We start from the raw sequence: 16,642 nt of genomic DNA, 5'->3' as shown, positions 1-16,642 counted from the left end.
CTTGAACGCGATACCTGGCCAACGACCGCCACAGCCAATCGCGATAGCCCTGAGCCCTCAGAGACTGGCCAGCAGCTCGCGGGCCTCGTCGCGCAACGCCTCGTCGGAGGCCGTGCGAGACGGCCGAGCCTGCCCTTCCACGGCGCGCCGGGCATGCTCGCGGGCCTCGTCCAGGCGCCCCTCTTCCTTGAGGAAGGCGGCATAGTAGAAGTTGACGTCGATACCGTCGGGACGAATGGCCAGGGCCTGCTGGAACATGCGCTCGGCGGTCTCGCTGTCACCGAAGCCTACCAGGCCACCCGGCACGCGATCGTAGAGCGCGCCCAGCGTGACGTAGGCGGAACCATTGTGCCCCTGGGGGTCGAGCTCTACCGCCCGCTCCAGGGCAGCGCGGGCGCTCTTGGCACTGGAGAGCGCCCCAAGACCGCTACGCTCCCGCGCCCAGGAGGCCTCGATGATGCCCTGCCACACCAGCGGCACCGCTGCATCCGGGTGCTCCTCCACCAGCCGCTCGGCCTGGCCGGCCAGGGCCTTGAGGCCATCGGCGCGCTCCCCTTCGGGCTGTTCGGTCACCACCCGCTCCCAGTGGTTCTTGATGCCCTCCACCCGCGCCTCCCAGGCGTGGGCGGCTGCCACAGGAAGCACCGCCAGGCTCAGGCTGACGCCCAGCCCCATGGCGCTTGTCAGCAGTCGACGTCGTATCATCTCGGCTCTCCTTCGGGTGTTGGTATTGTGATCCCACACCCGAATGTAACGAACGTTTGAATCATTCGCCAGTCGCTCCCATCTTGGCCTTCGCCACTCGCTTGGCGTATGTTCCCGCCAGATACCGCCAGGCTATGAATCACGAGGTACACCATGAAAGGCCGTAACATGACCCGCTGGCGCGACCCGGCCAAGGATCCGCGCCAGGAACCCAAGAGCCACCTGATCACCGCCGAGGGCGCCGAGCGGCTGCGCGGCATCCTCGACCATCTCTCGCGGGTCAAGCGCCCCGCCCTCTCCGCCAAGGTGGGAGAGGCGGCGGCCCTGGGCGACCGCTCGGAGAACGCCGACTATACGTACAACAAGAAGGAGCTGAGCCGGGTCATCGCGCGCATCCGCTATCTGACCAAGCGGCTCGACGAGCTGACGGTGGTGGACCGGCTGCCGGCGGATACCGGCAAGGTCTACTTCGGCGCCTTCGTCACCCTGGAGGATGAGGAAGGCGAGGAGATGCGCATCCGCATCGTCGGCCACGACGAGATCGCCCCCGACAAGCACTGGATCAGCGTCGACTCGCCGCTGGCCAGAGCGCTGCTCGGCAAGCCCCTGGACGAGGAGGTCACGGTGGCCGCCCCCGGTGGCGAGACCACCTATATCATCACCGAGATCGACTACCGCGACCCGCAGGCATAGGAGTGCCACCATGCCGGTCATCTTCCGCTACAAAGGGATCAGGTTCTTCTTCTACTCGAACGAAGGCAACCCACTCGAGCCTATCCATGTTCATGCAGAAAGCGGAGATGGGGAGGCCAAGATCTGGCTGGAGCCACAGGTCGCTATCGCCAACAGCGCTGGCTACAATCGGTGACAGCTCTCACAGCTTATGCAGTTGGTAGAAGAGCATCGTCATGATATCGAGAGGGCCTGGAATGAGCATTTCCGCCAAGACCGTCAGCTTTGATGACTACACCATGTGGGTCGAGCTCAACGATGGCAGAACGCTGGGCATCCCATTAGCCTGGTTTCCACGCCTGCTGCACGCCACTCCCGACGAACGCGACGCGTGTCGAATCAGCTACTCAGGCAAGGGGCTTCACTGGGATGCCCTCGATGAGGACATCTCCGTCGCCGGGCTGCTCGCCGGCCGAGGCGACATCTCACAGCACCACGACCACGTCGCCTGATCAGCGCTTGATGGCGCGATAGACCCGGTAGCGACGATCGTCGGCGAGGATCTCGAAGCTGCCGAAGGCGCGCTCGAGCCGGTCCGGATAGGGCAGGAAGGCGTTGGCCACGATGATCAAGGCACCGCCGGGGCGCAGGTGCGCCCGCGCCTCGCCGATCAGCCGCGCCGCGGGGCCGTAATCGATGGCGCGCTCCTGATGAAACGGCGGGTTGCTGATGATGGCATCGAACTGACGCTCCACCAGCGCCGAGTAGACATCGCTCTCCAGCACCTCGCCGGCCAGCTCGTTGGCTGCCAGGCTGCGCCGGGTCGCCTCCACCGAGAAGGCGTTGACATCCACGGCACTGACCCGCGCTCCCTGGCGTGCCAGCCAGGCGGCGAGGATGCCGTCACCACAGCCCATATCCAGAAGCTCGCGACCCTCGAACCTCAGCGCTCCAGGCAAGCTCTCCAGCAGCAGCCGTGTGCCATCGTCGAGCTTGCCGTGGCCGAATACTCCCGGGTGGCTGGCCAGGGTCAACGGCTCGTCATCCAGACCGGCATCGAAGGTGGTCCAGGCCGCTGACGGGTCGATGCCCACGCGGCCGAGGCGGCTCTCGAACAGCGAGCAGCGCCGCGCGCTGTCGAGCTTGCGACACCCCAGCCCCAGGGCGGCCAGCACCTTGAGCACCCGCTTGATGCCGCCCTGGTTCTCGCCCACCAGCTGCAATGGCGTGCCCTCGGGCAGCGTGGCGCACAACCACAGCAGCCACCACTCACCCAGGGCATGACTCTTGGGCCAGAACAGCACCACCCCGGCCGGGGGCTCGTCACCGGCAAGCTCGGGCGCAAAGGGGGAATGTGCCCTGCCGCCGGCGGCCTGCCACGCCTCACGCAGGCTCAGGTCGGCACTGATCGCCATCCCCTGCTCCGCCTCCAGCCAGGTGTCCCGTGGCGGCGCCACCCACCACCAACCGCGATAGTCGGCGGCCTGGCGCTCCAGCAGCTGGCAGACCGGATTCTCGGCGCGGGGTGTCTCGGCATGCATCACAGGGGCTCCTGGTCTTGTAAAGAGGTTGATGAAGAGGTTGGTGAAGAGGCTGATGAAGAGGCGGGTGAAACCGGGGTATCACGGCGCACCAGGGTATAGAGCAGATAGCGGCCCAGCCGCCAGTGGGGGTCGACCCGGCAGTAGCGCCACTCGAGCTCGAGCAGCCGCTCGCGGTCGTCATCGGTCTGCGGGGGGCTGCGCAAATAGTCATGGAAGACCCGAATGCCCGCGACCTCGCGCACCTCAAGGCCCAGCTCGGCACTCCAGGCCATGATCTGGGCGTGTGTCAGCGGCGAGATCGGTGTCAGTCGACGACGCAATCCCTTGCCCTCCAGGCGGTCATCCAGGGCCTTCTGCAGGTTACCCTTGACCACATTGGAGAAGCGCAGGGCATCACGATTGAAGACCATCAACGAGAGCTGCCCGCCCGGGACCAGCAGGCCGGCCAGGATCGCCAGGGCCACCCGCGGATCCCCCAGCCACTCGAGCACCGCATGGCAGGCGATCAACGACCAGGGGCCGGGGGCCTGCTCGGGAAGCGCCTGCAGCGGCGCCGGAAGAAAGGTGATCTCGCGCTCGGCCGATGTTTTCAGCAGCGCCTCGCGGGCCCGTTCGAGCATCTCGGCGGAGGGCTCGGCCAGGGTGACCGGATGACCCCGCTCGGCAAACCAGCCGGCCAGCTGCCCCAGGCCACCGCCCACATCGAGCAGCGGCTGGCCGCGCAGATCGAGCATCTCCGGCAGCAGGCGGTCGAGCAGCGCCAGGCGCAGCTCACCGCGCACGCCACCATAGAGGCTCGCGGCGAACTTGTCGGCCAGACCGTCGAAGTGGCGATCACCATGGACGGAGAGCGGAGACGATGGCGGCGGAGACAAAGGGGATGTCATGGAGCGACCCTGAGCGAAGATGCCGGCATTCTACCCGCAAGCCGCCTCCGGCTCATCTCCATAACGCCTCAAATTGCTGCAATCCGAAACGGCATCTGTCGACGATGGCACCTTGTTGCCGGTTCCCCTCGCCGGCGCATTTCTCTATAATGCGCCGCGTGTTGCCCCCATAGCTCAGCTGGATAGAGCGTCCCCCTCCTAAGGGGAAGGTCTCAGGTTCGAATCCTGATGGGGGCGCCACTTCCTTCCCTCCGCTCTCCTACCCAAACGATCCGAACACCCCTCGGCGTCGGACCGTCGGCGCATTGCACCAAAATCCAGTCGTTCTCAAGGAACCAAGAAGCCCCACATGGAAGACCTGCTCAACGCCGATGGTCGCGCCACCGACCACCTCGACCAGGCAATTGGCCTGGTGATGGCCTACGCCCCGAAGGTGTTGTTGGCCATCATCACGCTGACTATTGGCATGTGGCTGATCAATCGATTCGTCGCAGCCTTGGATAGCAAACTGGGCCAAAAAGACCCCACGCTGAACAAGTTTCTGTGTGGCCTTGTTAGCGTCATTCTCAAGATCCTGCTGCTGATCTCGGCCGCCTCCATGATCGGGATTGCCACGACATCCTTCGTGGCCATTATCGGTGCTGCCGGCCTGGCAGTGGGCCTGGCACTGCAAGGCAGTCTGGCAAACTTTGCCGGCGGCGTTTTGATTCTGCTCTTCAAGCCGTTCAAGGTAGGCGACACGATCGAGGCTCAAGGCTTCGTCGGCTCCGTGCGTGAAATCAGCATCCTCTACACCATCATCGATACGTTCGATAATCGCCGTGTGGTGATTCCTAACGGCCAGCTCTCGAATAGCAGCCTGACCAACATGAGTGTCTATGAGACGCGTCGTTGCGACATGTCCTTCGGCATCGGCTACAACGATGATATCGACAAGGCCAAGGCCATCCTGCAGCGCCTGATCTTTGAAGACGAGCGCGCCCTGCAAGATCCAGCACCCCTGGTGGTGGTTGGCGGTCTTGGTGACAGCTCCGTGAATCTGACCGTACGCGTCTGGACCAAGGCCGGCGATCTATGGCCGTTCAACTGGGACATGCAAGAGCGAGTGAAAAAGGCGTTCGATGCGGAAGGCATCTCTATCCCGTTCCCACAGCAGCAGGTTCATATGCTCAAGGCCGACTAACCGGCATCCTGTGATACGGGAAAAGCCGGTCTTAGGCTAGCTATGGCCCTGGGCGAGGTTGACGGGATGGCAGGTAGCGGCAAGGAGTCAGTAGATTGCCCTGCCTGTCCTTGGAGCCTCGCCCGGGATAACCGCCCTCCCCTGCGTAGCTCCCCTTCATAGCCCCTGCCGACTCGCAGCCTGCAGCCTATTACTTCTTGCCCCCCATGCTTCCCTTCAACAACAGCGAAATCCTGGATACTCCGGTCGCCCTGCTGGATGAAGCTACCCGGGGCCTGATGGAGCGCATGGGCATTTTTCCGCGTTTTGTGTGCCTCGCCTCTCACCATGACAGCCCCGTTGACGGCTAGGACCGCAGGCTTCACCTCCAGAGAGACACAGCCAAGCCAAAGAGGCTATCCACCCTGCTTCCGATGTTGTCGCCCCTGGGCGATTGACGCCCCTCAGCAAGAGTTGAGAGACAACTGATCACTAAGCGCCGGCGGCTCGTCCAGAGCGCTCAGCGCACTCATTCCATATGCGCCATTCGGCATCAGCCTTACCCAATCACACGCAATGGCAGGCTTGGGGTCTTCACGTACCTGGAACACTCCGCCACGGCTGAGCTGGCACTGATGCCACTCATATATCAGGCACAAGAAAGCCGGCCCTCAAGGGGCCGGCTTCATTCATACTACGCTCGCCAGTGGCGAGGGGCAGCGTCGCTTAGAAGAAGTAGCGAGCGCCGACCAGGTAGTACATGTCGTCGCCGTCAGCAGTTTCGACGCTGGAGTCGAGGCCATCGATATCGACACTGATGGACTGCTGGTCAGCCTGCTGCAGCTCGGTGAAGGCCTGGAAGTTGCTGGTGACGTTGTAGTAGCCACCCAGCGCCCAGGAAGTGCGGCTGTCGCCTTCTTCCGGATCGACATCGTAGATGTCGGCGTTGACGGCCCACGGACCGCTGGAATAGCTCAGACCGAGGCCCCAGGTGTCATGACCACCACCGTTGACATCGTTCTCGTCTTGAGTCTCATAGCCGAGACGACCGGAAAAGCCCGGAACGAACTCATAGGAGACGGTTGCGCCGTAGAGCACCTCGTCGTTGCCGCCACCTTCTTCTACGTCATCAACAAAACCGGCAGCCAAGCGCAGGTTATTGATCTCGTAAACAGCACCACCCTGGGCTGCCACGGTAGTACCTTCACTGGGCTCAAGCTCGCCACGAGAGCTGTAGTGCTTACCCTGCAAGTATACCTGGAAACCGGACAGGTTCGGGGTAATGTAACCAACAGAGTCGCCACGCGACTGGATCGGATGACCGGCAAACTCGAGGCCACGGTCGATGTAGACATCAAACGGAATGGAGACGGCCTGGTTGTAGAAGGAGTCGAAGTTGCCGCCCTGGATGGTACCCCAGTTGTCGTTGCGCAGACCGATATAGCTCTGGCGAACCTCGGTGAAGCCGGAGTCGGTATAACGCTCGTCACCCTTGAAACGCCACTCGACACGACCGAAGGCGGTGGTGTCGGAGGACACGGCGTGGCTCATGCGCAGGCCAAGACGAGAGAAGACGTCAACGAAATCTGTGCCGTTGTCGATCTTCTGTTCGGAATCGTTGTACTCGGGACCACCGCCGGCGATGCCCATGGCGATACGGCCATAAACGTCCAGCTTGGTGCCGTCCTGGTCATAAACGGTAGCAGCCTGAGCGCCGGTGGCGATCATGGCGCCAGCAATAGCAGTCGCTAACAGTGTCTTCTTCATCATGATGATGTTCCTTTGACTAGCAGTCTGTTTCGATCGTTTGTTGCCGACCACTCTTGGGCGGTTCGGCAGGCCTGGCCGGTCTGCGCCGGCTCGTCTCGGCTAACCTTCTCGCGAAGGGTGAGTGCCGGTGCGAGCCACACTTCGGCAAAGCCTTAGTTATATTCCAATGCTCGCAGGAGCAACCTTATACCGGGTCATGAGGGAACGCAAGAAGAAAAAAACACTGTTTTCCTATGTGCCGCCCTCACCACGCGGAACTTTCCACCAAAAATGCAAACACGCGCCTCACGGCGGTTGCTGCATAATGCCCTGCCGATATGACGAACACAAGTCAACGCCTACCAACGCGCCATATCGTTAGCACCAAAAAATTAATAATCAGTTAAATCAATCGCTTAAGAGACAGTCAGCGACCATTATGCTTGGCCATCAGGGCCGAGAGTTTCTCTTCCATGGTGCTCGGTGATGACGCGACATCGGCCTGGTGGGGGGCCGAATCGGCAATAGCGCCCTGCCCTTTCGAGGCGACTTGCCTGGCATCGCCCTTCACCTTGGCATTCGGCTGACTCTTGCCCTTGGCCGACTCCTTGGTCGCCTTGCCACGGCGCTGTTGCTGTCGGGCCTGGCTGTTGCGCCCCTTCCCGGCACGCTTCTCACCCTGCAGGCGGTCGAGCTTGCGGTGAGCGTAATCGGCGGCCTGGGCATCCACCTTGCCGGCGGGCTGACCATCGAGGTCGATGCGTTCGGCGCCTTCGCGCATCGCCTTGAGGTAGCGCGGCAGATTGACGTAGCAGGCCAGGGCGCGCCGCACCAGCTTCTCGGGCCAGGGCTCGCGGCTGGCCAGCAGCTCGTGGATACCGACCATCAAGGGGCGGGTATGGCCCTTGAAGAAGGCGGCGGGATAGCGCACATACCACTCGCCGAGCAGGGCCTGGGGAGATGGCGGCTCATCAGTGGGCAAGGCGTCCTGACGCGTGCCCTGTGGCTCGTCGGCAGGCTCGGACTTCTCGGACGAAGATTGGCCGGATAACGGCAAAGAGGTATCGGCCAGGGAGCCGGTATCTGGCTCCCTGGCCTGATCACCGATAAATCGGGCTCCCACAGGGGGGGTGGCTGGTTTCGCGGTGGCCGATTCGGCGCTATCAATAGCCGATTCGTCGATAGAGGGTGCCAATGCGGGCTGCTCGGTGGCAGCAGGCACCGGACGGTGGCCGATCAACGCGGAGAGCCCCTGAGAACGCCGCCCGGGGCGGAAGCCACCCTCGGCGGGTTGGTCGCTGGTCAGGCGTTCGTGAAGATGGCGGTTATGGGCCTCCAGCTCGCTGTTCTGCTCGTCGAGCTCGCGGCACTCCTCCTCCAGCTCACGACACTGCTCCTCCAGCCTGCGCCGCTCACCCTCCAGGATGCGGTATGTCTCTTCCAGCCCGCGGTGCGCTTCGGCGAGCTCCCGGTGGGCCGCTTGCGCCTCGGCCAGGCGGCGTTCCAGCTCACCGAGCCGCTGGGCGAGCTCACCCTGCACGCTCTCGGCGTGGCGGCGAGCCCCTCGCTCATTTGCCAGGCGCTCCAACAGCGATCGGGTGCGCCCATCCAGGGCGTCCAGCAGCGAGTGTACGCGTTGCTCGGCCAAACCGTTCTCCTTCCACAGACTCTGAGATACAGGCGGTGTCATCAAGTCTGTGCCAGATGCGCGCCCATGACAAATGTCGTTAGGCGCCGACGCTCTCCCGGTGCTGATCGTCGCGACGACGGTACTCGACGAAGTCGTAGGCGGGCTGCCCTTCGGCGGGGCTACCGGCCACCCGCTGGACCTCCACCCACTCGTCAGAATCGATCTCGGGGAAGCGGGCATCGCCCTCCACCTCGATATCCACTTCGGTCAGGTAGAGGCGGCTGGCGTGGTGCAACGCCTGGGCATAGATCTCGGCGCCCCCCATCACCATGATCTCCTCCGCCCCATCGATGGTCGCCTGCTGGTCGGCCAGGGTCAGCGCCGAGGCGATATCGTGGCAGACGCGGATGCCGTCATGCTGAAAGCTCTCGTCACGAGTCACCACGATATTCAGCCGCCCGGGCAGCGGCCGACCGATGGACTGAAAGGTCTTGCGCCCCATCACCAGCGGTTTGGCCTGGGTCATGCGCTTGAAGAACTTGAGGTCCTCGGGTAGATACCACGGCAGCGCGTTGTCGACGCCGATCACTCGATGGCGATCCATGGCGGCGATCATGGCGATGGGCACCAGGGTGTCATCCATGAACGCCTCGTTGCTCACTGGCTCGTCCTGGCTCATACGGCAACCTCCGCCTTGATGTGTGGATGAGGGTCATAGCCCTCGATGGCGATATGCTCGATGCGAAAGTCGAACAGATCGGTCACATCAGGGTCGAGCACCAGCCGGGGCGCCGGGCGCGGGGCACGTGACAGCTGCTCCTCGGCCTGCTCGAGATGATTCAGATAGAGATGGGCATCGCCCAGGGTGTGGATAAATTCGCCGGGCGCCAACCCCGCCACCTGGGCGATCATCTGGGTCAACAGCGCATAGCTGGCGATATTGAAGGGCACGCCCAGGAAGATATCGGCGCTGCGCTGGTAGAGCTGGCAGGAGAGTCGCCCCTCGGCCATGTAAAACTGGAACAGGCAGTGACAAGGGGGCAGCTGCATCTCGTCGACCTGGGCAGGGTTCCAGGCGGAGACGATCAGGCGCCGTGAGCGCGGATTGACCCGCAGCTGCTCGAGCAGGCCCGCGATCTGGTCGACATGGCCACCGCGGGGGTCGGGCCAGCTGCGCCATTGGTAGCCATAGATCGGCCCCAGGTCGCCGTTGGCATCGGCCCACTCGTCCCAGATGCGAACGCCATGCTCCTTGAGGTAGCCAATATTGGTGTCGCCGGCCAGGAACCACAGCAGCTCGTGGAAGATCGAGCGGGTGTGGAGCTTCTTGGTGGTCAGCAGCGGAAAGCCGCGGGCCAGGTCGAAGCGCATCTGATGACCGAAGATCGAGCGGGTCCCTACCCCGGTGCGATCGTCACGCTCCACACCATGGTCGAGCACCTGGCGCATCAGGTCGAGGTAGGGCTGCTCGAGAGCGGGCTGTTCGAGGGCGGGCTGAGTATCGTCGGTCACGGTATCGTCGGGGCGGGTGGCTGGAAGGCGGATTCTACACGTCCAGCGATAGAGGCTAAAGACGCCGCTGGCCAACCAACCAGGTTACCATCTCCTCGACGAGTATTTGGCCTTGCCCCTTGCCCCTTGCCCCTTGCCCCTTGCCCCTTGCCCCTTGCCACTCACATCTTGGCATCGACAGGTTGGCGGTGCGACCAGGCGATCAGTGCCACTCCACCGGCGATCATCGGTAGCGTCAGCAGCATGCCCATGGTGAACCAGCCGAAGGCCAGGTAACCGATATGGGCATCCGGCAGGCGGTAGAACTCCACCAGGAAGCGGAAGGCGCCATAGAGCACCAGAAATAGCCCCGAGGCCAGGCCACGGCGGCGCGGCGTGGCGGTAACACACCACAGAACGATAAACAGTACCGCCCCTTCGAGGGCCGCTTCATAGAGCGACGAGGGGTGGCGCGGCTCGGGGCCTAGCCCGGGGAATGGCATGCCCCAGGGCATCTCGGTGATCGCCCCAGGCAGTTCGTGGTTGATGAAGTTGCCGATGCGCCCCGCCCCCAGGCCGATGGGCACCAGCGGGGCCACGAAGTCGGTCAGAGTGAAGAACGCCAGCCGCTTCTTTCTGGCAAACCACCACATGGCCACCAGCACTCCGAGCAGGCCGCCATGGAAGCTCATGCCGCCATCCCACACCCGCACGATCCACAGCGGATCGGCCAGCCACTGGTCGAGACCGTAGAAGAGCGCATAGCCCAGCCGGCCACCCAGCACGACCCCCAGGGCGGCGTAGAAGATCAGGTCGCCAATATCGTCCTGGCTCAGGTCAATTCGCGCGGCACGCCGGCGCCCCAGGAACCAGGCGGCGACGAAGCCCACCACATACATCAGGCCATACCAGTGCACCTGGAAGGGGCCGAGGGAGATCGCCACGGGGTTGATATCAGGGTAGGAGAGCATGGAAATCCTTAAACACTGGAAGACGTAAGCTGTGAGTCGTGAGTCGTGAGTCGTGAGTCGTGAGTCGTGAGCCAGTCTATGGCCACCAAGCCTACGCTAAAGGCCTTCTTGCAGCGTAAAGCGTATGGCTTATAGCTCTCGGCGAAGCCGAGTCGCTATAGCACGAAGGTAAGACCGACCGAGGCCAACAGGGCAGCGAAGGCCAGGCGCAGCACTCGGGCAGGCAGGCGATGGGCCAGCCATACACCGAGGCGTGCGCAGGGCACGCTGGCGAGCACGATGCCCAGCAGTGCCGGCCACATTACGAAGCCGGTGGCACCGGCGGGAAGCAGGGCATTGCCCCAGCCGAGTACCGCAAAGGTGGCCGCGCCAAACAGGGCAATGGGAATTCCACAGGCGGCCGAGGTGCCTACGGCCTGGGTCAGCGTTGCACCACAGCGCGTCAGCCAGGGCACGCAGAGGGTGCCACCACCGATGCCGAACAGCGCGGAGATACCACCGATCACCCCACCGGCGGCGGCCATGGTGGCCCGCCCCGGTGCCACACTGCCAGGGCGTGGCCCGCGCGACAGCGCCATGCGCGCCGCCATCACCAGCACGAATATCCCGAACAGGGTACCCAGGCTGCCGGCGGAGAGGCCATCGGCGACGAACACGCCGGCGATGGCGCCCAGCAGCAGCCCGGGCAGCAGGGCCAGAAACCACGGCTGATGGATGCTGCCGCGCCGGTAGTGACCCCAGGCCGACGAGGCGCCGGTCACCACGATGGTGGCGAGCGATGTGCCCACCGCCAGGTGCATGGTGATCTCGGGAGACACTCCCTGAACGCCAAACGCCACGACCAGGGCGGGCACGATGATCAACCCTCCTCCGACTCCGAACAGGCCGGCCAGGGTCCCGGCAACGGCGCCCAGCGCCAGGTAGCCAACGAAGACCAGCAGTAGCGTCATGCGTCGGGCTCCACGAGGCGCTCGGGCAGCCAGCGGATGACCCGCTCGACCAGCTCCTGGGGGCGATAGGGCTTGGCGAGGAAGTCGTCCAGCCCCGCCTCGCTGAAACGCCGCCGATCACCGTCGCCCACGTTGGCGGTCAGCGCGACCAGCACGCTGCCATTCCCCCCGTGCCCGGCTCGCTCCTGTTCACGCCAGCGGCGGCTGGTTTCCATGCCGTCCATGCCTTCCATAAAGATATCCATCAGCACCAGATCGAAGTGTTCCTGTTTCTGAAGCGCCAGGGCCTCGCTCCCCGAGGTGACCGCGGTGACATCGAGCCCTTCACGCTCCAGTACCTGACGGGCCAGCATCAGATTGACCGGGCCGTCGTCGACGATCAGCACGCGCCCCTGGCGAGTGGGTGGCCGCGTCGACGCCTCCTCACCCCCGGTCAGCCCCTTGAGCAGCTCACCCAGGTCGACGAGGCGCTCGCGCAGCTCGTTGACGAGAGTCGTCTCGGTGCGGGGGGCTGATGTCGGATCGCCGGCGAGCTCGTCGAGCCGCTGGCGCAGGCGCTGCAGCTCGCGACCCATCAGGCTCAGATAATCGGATTTAAGCCGCGATGCCTCGCGGGCCCGCTCGCGGCCCGCCATCAATCGGGAAAGCTTCTGCTTGCCTTGGGCGAGATCATCCTGAAGGTCGCGCACCTGACGGCGCAGCCGGGCTTCGGCCAACGACGCCCCGGCATCAACCACCGGCTTGTTGCGGGGCGTAGCCGGCTCCTCGACCGGCGCTGGGTCCCGTTGACCCCGCGGCCAGCGGCAGGGCTGCAGCACCAGCAGCATCAGGTTAAGGCTCGAACCCAACAGCAGGGCCATCAGCCAGGCCGAGGCTTCGCCATCGGCATACAGCAGCAGGCCGGCACCGCCCACCAGCAGGGCCAGCTGGATCAGCAGCGCCACCATGATAAGGGGAGAAGGGCGCCGTGCGCCGCGCAACTCGTTTCGCATCCGTCATGTTAGCCGTTAACGAGGTGTGGGCCGAGTGTACGCCGCCACGCGGCGGCTGTCATCGCGGGCTTCCCCGCTTGGTCTCGAGCCGCTAAGCTGGCCGTATGTGTCTGATTGCCTTCGACCATCGTCCAGGCGACACCTGGCCCTTGCGCCTGGTCGCCAATCGCGACGAATTTCACGCCCGCCCCGCCGCTGCGCTGGCCGCCTGGCGCGACGCCCCCGAGATTGTCGGCGGTCGCGACCTGGAAGCCGGCGGCACCTGGCTGGCGATCCACCGCGGTGGCCGCTTCGCGGCGGTCACCAATGTGCGCGACCCACGCCTGCGGGTACCCGATGGCGCGCCGAGTCGTGGTGGCCTGGTCCATGATGCCTTGACTCACCCCGAGCTGGAGGGCTGGCTGGCGCATCTGGAGCGGGGGGAGGCGCTGCGTTATGCCGGCTTCAATCTGCTGGCCGGTGATGGCGAACGGCTGTGGCACCTGCATCGCGGCCTCGACGGGGTCTGGCTGCGCCAGGTTCCACCCGGCCTCCACGGACTCTCCAATGCCGCCCTCAATACTCCCTGGCCGAAGCTGATCGAGGCCCGTCGGGGGCTCGGCCACGCCATTCAGCATGGTCGCTGGCCGGAGGACGCCCTGGCGGCGATGGCCGACTCACGCCCCGCCGACGATCACGCCCTGCCGGATACCGGCGTGGGTCTCGATCTGGAGCGCACCCTCTCCTCGCCCTTTATCGTCGGCGACACCTATGGCACCCGCGCGATGACCTGGTTGAACTGGCACGCCAGCGGGCGCATGGAGATCGGGGAGAAACGCTTCGGGCCGGGGGGCGTAGCGGAGGGGGAGACCTTTTTGGTCGCCGAAATGTCGGACCACCGATAAATCGCGCTCCTACGTCCTACGGCTTAGCGCTCAATCCCGCGGCGGCATCAGGTGGGCGAGCTCCCATTCGCCAATGCGCTGATTGAGATGGCGGCGCACCTCGTCGGGGCTATCGAGGCACAGGGTCTGGTCGACCAGTTCCTGGGCATCCTTCAGCGGCACCCGACGAATGGCGGCGCGTACTCGCGGCAGGCTGGGGGCGTTCATGGAGAGCGCGCCGAAGCCCATGCCCATCAGCAGCAGCGCACCTGCCGGGTCACCGGCCAGTTCGCCGCACACCGAGATGGGCATCTCGAGACGGCGCGATTCGCTGGCCAGCAGGGCCAGGGCGGAGAGCACCGCGGGGTGGCAGGCGTCGTAGAGGTCGGCGACCCGAGGGTTGTTGCGATCCACTGCCAGCAGATACTGGGTCAGGTCGTTGCTGCCGACCGAGAAGAAGTCGACCCGCGCGGCCAGGGCGTCGAGCTGATAGAGGGTCGCCGGCACCTCGATCATCACTCCCACTCGGGGCTTGGGCACCACCACGCCCTCCTCGCCCAGCTCGACGATGGCACGCTCGAGCAGGCGCTGGGCGGTGTCGACCTCGTCGACATTGGTGATCATGGGCAGCAGCACCTGCAGGTTGTCCAGCCCCTGGGAGGCGCGCAACATCGCACGCAGCTGGACCATCAAGACCTCGGGATGGTCGAGGGTGACACGGATCCCGCGCCAGCCGAGGAAAGGGTTGGCCTCCTCGATGGGAAAGTAGGGCAGGTCCTTGTCGCCACCGATATCCAGGGTGCGCATGACCACCGGCAGGGGGGCAAAGCTCTCGAGCTGGTCGCGATAGAGGCGTGTCTGCTCCTGTTCGCCGGGGAAGCGCTCGGTGACCATGAAGGGCACCTCGGTGCGGTAGAGCCCTACCCCGCTGATGCGCGGCTTGAGCGACGCCACCGCGTCCACCGCCAGGCCGGTGTTGACCATCAGCGGCATGGTGTGGCCGTCGGGGGTGCAGCTGGGCAGGTGCTGCTCGTGCTCGAGCACCTCGGCCAGCGCCGCCTCCTCACTGATCATGCCCTCATAGTGGGTCAGAAGATCGGCGCCGGGGCGCATGTAGAGTCGTCCTCGATGGCCATCGAGGATCAGTCGCTCGCCGGAAAGTCGCGGCAGTGGCAGATCGACCATGCCCAGCACCGTGGGAATCCCCATGGCACGCGCCAGGATCGCCACATGGGAGGTGCTCGAGCCACGCACCGAGACCAGGCCGACGAGCTTGTCGCGCGGTACCTCGCCGAGCAGCGCCACGCTCAGTTCATCTCCCACCAGGATGGTGCGCTCGGGATAGACACTGGGGGTCTGGGGACTCTCCTCCTGCAGATGGGCCAGCACCCGACGCCCCAGGTCACGCACATCCGCTGCGCGCTCGCGCAGATAGTCGTCATCGACCCGCTCCAGATACTGGACGTGTCGCTTGACCACATCGGCCAGGGCACCCGGGGCCCACTGCCCCTCGCGGATGCGCTTCTCCACCTCCTGGGAGAGCGCGGCCTCGCTGAGCATCTGCTGATAGACCTCGAACAGTGCCAGCTCCTGGGCCGAGATGCGGCTGGCCAGGCGCGCCCCCGCGGCGCGAATCTCCTCACGCACGCCACCGATCGCCTCCTTGAGGCGAGTAATCTCGTACTCGACATCGGTCGGTATCAGGTCGGGCACGCTGTCGAGGTCGGCGGGTGCCGCGATCACCACCGCCTCGCCGATCGCCATGCCCGGCGAGGCGGCCACGCCCTTGAACTGCACCTGCCCCTGCCGGCCGGGCCGGGTCAGATTGCCGGTGACCAGCGCGTGGGCCAGCACGCCACCCAGCTGGGCGGCCATGGTGACCAGGAACGCCTCGTCCTCCTCACCGTAGCGCCGCTTCTCGGCCTGCTGCACCACAAGCACGCCGAGCATGCGCCGCTGGTGAATGATGGGCACACCGAGAAAGCTCGAGTAACGCTCCTCGCCGGTGGATTCGAAGTAGCGAAACTGTGGATGCGCCTGGGCATCCTCGAGGTTGAGCGGCTCCTCTCGCATGGCGACCAGGCCCACCAGGCCCTCGCCGACGAGCAGACTCACCCGACCTACCGCCTGGCTGCGCAGCCCGATGGTTTCCATGAGCACCAGGCTATCCACCTCCTCATCGAAGAGATAGAAGGAGCAAACATCGGTCTGCATCGCCTTGCGAATGCGCCGCACCATGGTAGAGAGCGCCGCATCCAGGCTGCGGGCCCCGTTGACTTCCTGGATGATGCGGCGCAAGACCTCGAGCATGTCGAGTGGGTACCCCTGTTGTCGGTTAGCGCTGTCGTATCGCGCTGTTATCGTGTGTTGCGGTCGGGGCTCAGCCCTCCAGGTGGCTAACCATGGCCCAACGCCAGGCGCTGGGCCCGTGGCGAGAGCTCCTTCAGGGCGCGGCGGTACACCTCACGCTTGAAGGGCACCACCTGGGCCAACGGGTGCCAGTAGCTGACCCAGCGCCAACCGTCGAACTCCGGCTTCTCGGAGAGATCCATGCAGATCTGGCTCTCCTGACAGCGAATCCGGAGCAGAAACCACTTCTGTTTCTGGCCGATACAGACCGGCCGGGAATGCGTGCGAATCATGCGTCGCGGCAGGCGATAGCGCAGCCAACCCCGGGTGCAGGCAAGGATCTCGACGTCTTCGGCCGTCAGGCCGATCTCCTCATGGAGCTCTCGAAATAGCGCCTGTTTGGGTGTCTCGTCAGCCTTGATGCCTCCCTGGGGAAACTGCCACGCATTCTGCCCTACACGACGCGCCCAAAGCAGCTGCCCCTGATCGTTGGCGATGATGATGCCAACGTTGGGGCGAAAGCCGTCAGCGTCGATCACGGACTTCACCTTGTTGAAACCAGTATTGCAGCCATTCTTCCACAAGGCCGTGAAGCGCATCAATACGCCTTGTTCCTAATCCCCGGATAGCAGTGATAGAACCGTTCGACCACTGGGATCGGGTGGTCGATCTCCCGA

General features: G+C 64.6%; 17 protein-coding genes and 1 tRNA gene. 6 read left to right on the top strand and 12 right to left on the bottom strand.

Annotation, left to right across the window (positions count from 1 at the left end; all coding sequences use genetic code 11):
• Nucleotides 1-57: 57 nt before the first annotated feature.
• On the bottom strand, nucleotides 58-705 hold the full coding sequence (locus E0702_RS14980) for a tetratricopeptide repeat protein (RefSeq protein ID WP_132045270.1): 648 nt from the start codon (nucleotides 703-705) through the stop codon (nucleotides 58-60).
• A 153-nt stretch (nucleotides 706-858) separates the two neighbouring features.
• Between E0702_RS14980 and greB the strand changes: the two genes are divergently transcribed.
• The 3 genes from greB (at nucleotide 859) to E0702_RS14965 (ending at nucleotide 1,889) form a co-directional block, all read left to right on the top strand.
• Nucleotides 859-1,398 (top strand): transcription elongation factor GreB, encoded by a 540-nt coding sequence (gene greB / locus E0702_RS14975; protein WP_132045268.1) that lies wholly within the window; start codon nucleotides 859-861, stop codon nucleotides 1,396-1,398.
• A gap of 10 nt (nucleotides 1,399-1,408) precedes the next feature.
• Nucleotides 1,409-1,573, top strand: a complete 165-nt coding sequence (locus tag E0702_RS19965) for a DUF4160 domain-containing protein (protein WP_240721777.1) — start codon at nucleotides 1,409-1,411, stop codon at nucleotides 1,571-1,573.
• A 61-nt stretch (nucleotides 1,574-1,634) separates the two neighbouring features.
• Nucleotides 1,635-1,889 (top strand): DUF2442 domain-containing protein, encoded by a 255-nt coding sequence (locus E0702_RS14965; RefSeq protein ID WP_132045266.1) that lies wholly within the window; start codon nucleotides 1,635-1,637, stop codon nucleotides 1,887-1,889.
• Here the strand turns inward: E0702_RS14965 and E0702_RS14960 are convergent, their stop codons facing one another.
• Together E0702_RS14960 and E0702_RS14955 are read right to left on the bottom strand one after the other, a co-directional pair.
• On the bottom strand, nucleotides 1,890-2,918 hold the full coding sequence (locus E0702_RS14960) for a methyltransferase (RefSeq protein WP_132045264.1): 1,029 nt from the start codon (nucleotides 2,916-2,918) through the stop codon (nucleotides 1,890-1,892).
• On the bottom strand, nucleotides 2,918-3,808 hold the full coding sequence (locus E0702_RS14955) for a methyltransferase domain-containing protein (protein WP_132045262.1): 891 nt from the start codon (nucleotides 3,806-3,808) through the stop codon (nucleotides 2,918-2,920). Before E0702_RS14955 ends, E0702_RS14960 begins: the two co-directional genes overlap by 1 nt.
• A 163-nt stretch (nucleotides 3,809-3,971) precedes the next feature.
• On the opposite strand from E0702_RS14955, the gene E0702_RS14950 reads away from it, so the two are divergent.
• Nucleotides 3,972-4,048 (top strand) — tRNA-Arg (locus E0702_RS14950).
• Between the two features lie 109 nt (nucleotides 4,049-4,157).
• Nucleotides 4,158-4,991, top strand: a complete 834-nt coding sequence (locus E0702_RS14945) for a mechanosensitive ion channel family protein (protein ID WP_132045260.1) — start codon at nucleotides 4,158-4,160, stop codon at nucleotides 4,989-4,991.
• 705 nt (nucleotides 4,992-5,696) lie between these two features.
• Here the strand turns inward: E0702_RS14945 and E0702_RS14940 are convergent.
• The 7 genes from E0702_RS14940 to E0702_RS14910 form a co-directional block, all read right to left on the bottom strand.
• The gene (locus E0702_RS14940; protein WP_439952338.1) at nucleotides 5,697-6,740 is read right to left on the bottom strand and encodes a porin; all 1,044 of its coding nucleotides are present in this window, start codon (nucleotides 6,738-6,740) and stop codon (nucleotides 5,697-5,699) included.
• Between the two features lie 406 nt (nucleotides 6,741-7,146).
• Entirely contained in the window at nucleotides 7,147-8,367 is a 1,221-nt protein-coding gene (locus E0702_RS14935) for a ProQ/FINO family protein (RefSeq protein ID WP_240721776.1), read from the bottom strand.
• Between the two features lie 79 nt (nucleotides 8,368-8,446).
• Complete coding sequence (locus E0702_RS14930; RefSeq protein WP_132045256.1) at nucleotides 8,447-9,028, bottom strand: dihydrofolate reductase; 582 nt, start codon at nucleotides 9,026-9,028, stop codon at nucleotides 8,447-8,449.
• Nucleotides 9,025-9,798 (bottom strand): thymidylate synthase, encoded by a 774-nt coding sequence (locus E0702_RS14925; protein ID WP_205741941.1) that lies wholly within the window; start codon nucleotides 9,796-9,798, stop codon nucleotides 9,025-9,027. The genes E0702_RS14930 and E0702_RS14925 overlap by 4 nt, the downstream gene beginning before the upstream one ends.
• Nucleotides 9,799-10,022: 224 nt before the next feature.
• Nucleotides 10,023-10,811, bottom strand: a complete 789-nt coding sequence (gene lgt, locus E0702_RS14920; protein WP_132045252.1) for a prolipoprotein diacylglyceryl transferase — start codon at nucleotides 10,809-10,811, stop codon at nucleotides 10,023-10,025.
• Nucleotides 10,812-10,966: 155 nt separating this feature from the next.
• A complete protein-coding gene (locus tag E0702_RS14915; protein WP_132045250.1) occupies nucleotides 10,967-11,761 on the bottom strand; it encodes a sulfite exporter TauE/SafE family protein in 795 nt (264 codons plus the stop codon).
• A complete protein-coding gene (locus E0702_RS14910; RefSeq protein WP_132045248.1) occupies nucleotides 11,758-12,753 on the bottom strand; it encodes a response regulator in 996 nt (331 codons plus the stop codon). Before E0702_RS14910 ends, E0702_RS14915 begins: the two co-directional genes overlap by 4 nt.
• 104 nt (nucleotides 12,754-12,857) lie before the next feature.
• On the opposite strand from E0702_RS14910, the gene E0702_RS14905 reads away from it, so the two are divergent.
• Nucleotides 12,858-13,637 (top strand): NRDE family protein, encoded by a 780-nt coding sequence (locus E0702_RS14905; protein ID WP_132045246.1) that lies wholly within the window; start codon nucleotides 12,858-12,860, stop codon nucleotides 13,635-13,637.
• A gap of 30 nt (nucleotides 13,638-13,667) precedes the next feature.
• On the opposite strand, the gene ptsP is transcribed toward E0702_RS14905, so the two are convergent.
• The gene (ptsP, locus tag E0702_RS14900) at nucleotides 13,668-15,926 is read right to left on the bottom strand and encodes a phosphoenolpyruvate--protein phosphotransferase (RefSeq protein ID WP_132045244.1); all 2,259 of its coding nucleotides are present in this window, start codon (nucleotides 15,924-15,926) and stop codon (nucleotides 13,668-13,670) included.
• Between the two features lie 86 nt (nucleotides 15,927-16,012).
• Nucleotides 16,013-16,504, bottom strand: coding sequence for an RNA pyrophosphohydrolase (locus tag E0702_RS14895; RefSeq protein ID WP_205741939.1), 492 nt, complete (start codon nucleotides 16,502-16,504; stop codon nucleotides 16,013-16,015).
• Nucleotides 16,505-16,642: the final 138 nt, after the last annotated feature.

Origin of the sequence: Halomonas marinisediminis (assembly GCF_004347715.1) — a bacterium.
Taxonomy (GTDB): domain Bacteria; phylum Pseudomonadota; class Gammaproteobacteria; order Pseudomonadales; family Halomonadaceae; genus Halomonas; species Halomonas icarae.
This window is presented reverse-complemented; position numbering and strand designations above follow the sequence as displayed.

Excerpts from the sequence above, each read along its gene's own strand:
- E0702_RS14910 (WP_132045248.1), bottom strand. The coding sequence starts at position 12,753 with ATGCGAAACGAGTTGCGCGGCGCACGGCGCCCTTCTCCCCTTATCATG.
- E0702_RS14940 (WP_439952338.1), bottom strand. The coding sequence starts at position 6,740 with ATGATGAAGAAGACACTGTTAGCGACTGCTATTGCTGGCGCCATGATC.
- E0702_RS14955 (WP_132045262.1), bottom strand. The coding sequence starts at position 3,808 with ATGACATCCCCTTTGTCTCCGCCGCCATCGTCTCCGCTCTCCGTCCAT.
- E0702_RS19965 (WP_240721777.1), top strand. The coding sequence starts at position 1,409 with ATGCCGGTCATCTTCCGCTACAAAGGGATCAGGTTCTTCTTCTACTCG.
- E0702_RS14965 (WP_132045266.1), top strand. The coding sequence starts at position 1,635 with ATGAGCATTTCCGCCAAGACCGTCAGCTTTGATGACTACACCATGTGG.
- greB (WP_132045268.1), top strand. The coding sequence starts at position 859 with ATGAAAGGCCGTAACATGACCCGCTGGCGCGACCCGGCCAAGGATCCG.
- E0702_RS14925 (WP_205741941.1), bottom strand. The coding sequence starts at position 9,798 with ATGCGCCAGGTGCTCGACCATGGTGTGGAGCGTGACGATCGCACCGGG.
- ptsP (WP_132045244.1), bottom strand. The coding sequence starts at position 15,926 with ATGCTCGAGGTCTTGCGCCGCATCATCCAGGAAGTCAACGGGGCCCGC.
- lgt (WP_132045252.1), bottom strand. The coding sequence starts at position 10,811 with ATGCTCTCCTACCCTGATATCAACCCCGTGGCGATCTCCCTCGGCCCC.
- E0702_RS14960 (WP_132045264.1), bottom strand. The coding sequence starts at position 2,918 with ATGCATGCCGAGACACCCCGCGCCGAGAATCCGGTCTGCCAGCTGCTG.
- E0702_RS14930 (WP_132045256.1), bottom strand. The coding sequence starts at position 9,028 with ATGAGCCAGGACGAGCCAGTGAGCAACGAGGCGTTCATGGATGACACC.
- E0702_RS14945 (WP_132045260.1), top strand. The coding sequence starts at position 4,158 with ATGGAAGACCTGCTCAACGCCGATGGTCGCGCCACCGACCACCTCGAC.
- E0702_RS14905 (WP_132045246.1), top strand. The coding sequence starts at position 12,858 with ATGTGTCTGATTGCCTTCGACCATCGTCCAGGCGACACCTGGCCCTTG.
- E0702_RS14980 (WP_132045270.1), bottom strand. The coding sequence starts at position 705 with ATGATACGACGTCGACTGCTGACAAGCGCCATGGGGCTGGGCGTCAGC.
- E0702_RS14915 (WP_132045250.1), bottom strand. The coding sequence starts at position 11,761 with ATGACGCTACTGCTGGTCTTCGTTGGCTACCTGGCGCTGGGCGCCGTT.